General features: G+C 40.3%; 4 protein-coding genes and 1 pseudogene. All 5 read right to left on the bottom strand.

Annotation, left to right across the window (positions count from 1 at the left end; all coding sequences use genetic code 11):
* Window positions 1-276: 276 nt before the first annotated feature.
* Window positions 277-756, bottom strand: a complete 480-nt coding sequence (locus AACQ38_RS23485) for a hypothetical protein (protein ID WP_011144725.1) — start codon at window positions 754-756, stop codon at window positions 277-279.
* A gap of 1 nt (window position 757) precedes the next feature.
* A complete protein-coding gene (locus AACQ38_RS24255) occupies window positions 758-1,609 on the bottom strand; it encodes an RHS repeat-associated core domain-containing protein (protein ID WP_445260640.1) in 852 nt (283 codons plus the stop codon).
* A gap of 177 nt (window positions 1,610-1,786) precedes the next feature.
* Window positions 1,787-2,290, bottom strand: coding sequence for an SMI1/KNR4 family protein (locus AACQ38_RS23475; RefSeq protein WP_165579214.1), 504 nt, complete (start codon window positions 2,288-2,290; stop codon window positions 1,787-1,789).
* Window positions 2,291-2,308: 18 nt separating this feature from the next.
* Window positions 2,309-2,875, bottom strand: a pseudogene (locus AACQ38_RS23470) (RHS repeat-associated core domain-containing protein); the annotation flags it as partial.
* A partial coding sequence (locus AACQ38_RS24250; RefSeq protein ID WP_207631972.1) for a hypothetical protein occupies window positions 2,776-2,999 on the bottom strand: 224 nt, incomplete at its 5' end. The pseudogene AACQ38_RS23470 and the gene AACQ38_RS24250, both read right to left, overlap by 100 nt.

Raw genomic sequence — 2,999 nt, 5'->3', positions numbered from 1 at the left:
TTTTTTAAAATCATATTTTCTTCATGTGGATGAAAAGCATCATTAAGAATCATTCCAATCATATTGTCCTGCTCATGGATAAAGAAAATTTCATTTTCTAAGAAATATAACCTTGACAATAAACTGGGTTTTTTTGAGACGGAATTAAACCATTGGATTCATTCTCTTATAAATATACCATCGATAAGCTCCAATCGGCGCTGGCTTACCGTTGGTATGCACCAAAATAGATCATAATAAGGCCGGAAGATCTCTGAAAATCTTCCGGCTTTTATATCAAATTACTATTATTTTTTCTTTAGAAATTCCAACAGGCCAATGTCCTGCATAATATATTTTTACTATTCTTTCCCATTTATTACCAAGATTAAGATATTTTTCAGATATATATTGTCTAAATGCATAGCATATAGCATTTCTTGCTACTTGGTTAAAATCATGTGGTCCAGATATAAATTTACCTTTAGCCAACTCTTTAGTCATACTCATGACCGCTTTATTTATCTTCACTCTGATTTCTACAAGATCTTTCGGGCTATCTTGCTTCTTATAAAATGGATCTTCTTGAGTTGGTGATGTTGGAAGCCATTTAGTATTTTTATAATAACCTTTAAATTCAATATCCGAAGGATTAATAAATACCTTTTCAACACTCTCAATCAAAATTACATCTTCATCCTGAAGATCAGATAAACCCATATTAGAGAAAAAACTCGTCTTTTTAATTTGTCCTAATTCTTCGTTAATATCAATCATATTACAATCTCAAATCAGTTATGGTTCCCGGAGGAAGAGCTTTTCTTCCTTGTTGGATTGTAGTGCGAAGGACCCCTCCCGCAGCATGTGGGCCAGGTATTCCAGGTAGTGAGTGATTAGGTAATGTTCCATGAGTAGGCATTAAATTCCACCACTTATTTGCTCCGCCACTTTCCAACGGAATTATATGATGCGGAGTTGCACCAATCGGCCATGTCCTACCTGTATTAGTCTCCCATTGCTTCATTAGATAATCTTGATCTCTCACAAACTCTTTTCGAGATACCTGATTTTGAAGAGCACTACGCCTTTGAACAACAGGTAAGTTACTTTTCAATATTTCTGCTTGCTTAGACGTTATATGCCCTCCCGGTGACGCAACTTTATTCGCATCATTAACGATGCGATTAATAAGAGGGCACCCTGCCAATCCCAGAGGGTCAATCCAATTGACCGGATCATGGACATAGCTGTACGGGTTAACGCCACCCCCTAAGTTTAGCGGGTCCGGCGATAAGTACTGGCCTGTATCACTCTCGTAATAACGGTGCCGATTATAAAATAAACCGCTTTCCCTGTCTTCATACTGACCGGCGAACCTGAGGTTACACGTCAGGTTGCGCGGGTCATTGACCGTCAGCACCGGCCAGCATTCCGGCTCGCCCCAGGTGAGCAGTCGTCCGGCCCAGATCAGCTCCCCGGCCTCGGTCAGGATTTCCCGCACGGTCCCCTGATGGTCACTCACCACATAGTACAGCTGGCCTTTTTCAAACCGGGCCGAAGGGGTCAGGGCGCCCGGCTCATACAGCCAGTGAATGCTCTGTTCATACCCGACAGTGCCATCCGCATACACTGGCGTCTCTTCAATCAGCTGCTCCCCGCTCCACAGGTAATCATAGCCGATTATCGCGGTCGGTTTTACTGGCGGTCCGGCGGTGTCTGTCTCCTGCCGCTTGCTAATCCGTCGCCCGAAGGCATCATAGCGATACTCCTGATGGTGGCCGTCTAGGGTAAATTTTTAATGGTACCCTTATAATTTTTTACCTTTACTTTCTATTAAGCGGATAAACCACTCATTAAAAGATATGAAGTCAGCTTCTTCTATCCAAAACTCAGGGGGAATATCAGGGTAATATATTGAATAATTATCATTGGACTGATTTTCTGTCCAAAAACCTCCAAAATAGCCAAATTTTGGAATTGAAGTGGTTAACAATAAGTTAGGGTATAGATCATCACCAAAATTATAAAATACACTCTTAGAGAAATTTTTAACATCTAAAGGAGATAAAATTTCTATCCCAGAATCAATGTCGGTAGAAAAAATATCAACAGTTCCCACATTTATTAAAAAACATTTATATTGTTCAGGCAATTTAATTTTCGTATCTGACTCAAATTGATATAGCTCAGCATCTGAGAACAATTTTAACCGAGTAAATGAATACTTTTCTGAATTACCAATATTGATAACTTCTCCATTACTGCTATTAATCCATAAATTCATTTGATTATAAGCGTCTACAATATTCACAACTTGCTCCTATGAGTCTCATAAATACCAAAGTTTTCCACCAGTTTTTTGATAAGGCATATGGGTACGAAGGGCGGAACCCTGACCATGAATTGTTCCTGTATGTGGATGTTGAACTGGGATAATATTCCACCATTCATTAGAACCACCATTTTTAATAGGAATAACATGATGGGGAGTTGCTCTTTTACCATTAGCTTGTGTCGGCCAAGTTATTCCTGTTTGGTTTTCCCATTCTTTTATTATTTTAGATTCATTATCATTGAAATACTCTCTCATTTTCTTATTAAGAGCACTTGATCTTTCTTTTACAACCGCGAGCTTATCTTCGATCATTCCTTTCTGTCGATCACTTATCTTAGCTAGAGACCATTTATCAACATCATCCAATATTTGTTTCATTGGACACCCTGCCATCCCCAAGGGGTCAACCCAGTTTACTGGATCATGGACATAGCTGTACGGGTTAAATCCACCACTAAGATTTAAAGGATCGGCACAGAGGTATTGCCCGATCTCGTTATCGTAATACCTAAAACGATTATAGTATAGCCCGCTTTCCTCGTCTTCATACTGCCCACAGAAGGGGCATCATCTCCGAGGCAGTCATACCCGTTGGGCAGAGCCAGCCCGCGCAGGGCATGGCTTTCACAAGGAAGCATTGCGACCATTTTGTCCCCGCCACTTTTTTTTCCCCGACGTGCCTTTT

This window comes from Photorhabdus sp. RW14-46 (assembly GCF_963887965.1).
Taxonomy (GTDB): Bacteria; Pseudomonadota; Gammaproteobacteria; order Enterobacterales; family Enterobacteriaceae; genus Photorhabdus; species Photorhabdus laumondii.
The sequence above is the reverse complement of the archived record's forward strand: the minus strand, read 5'-3'. Positions and strand labels throughout refer to the sequence as shown.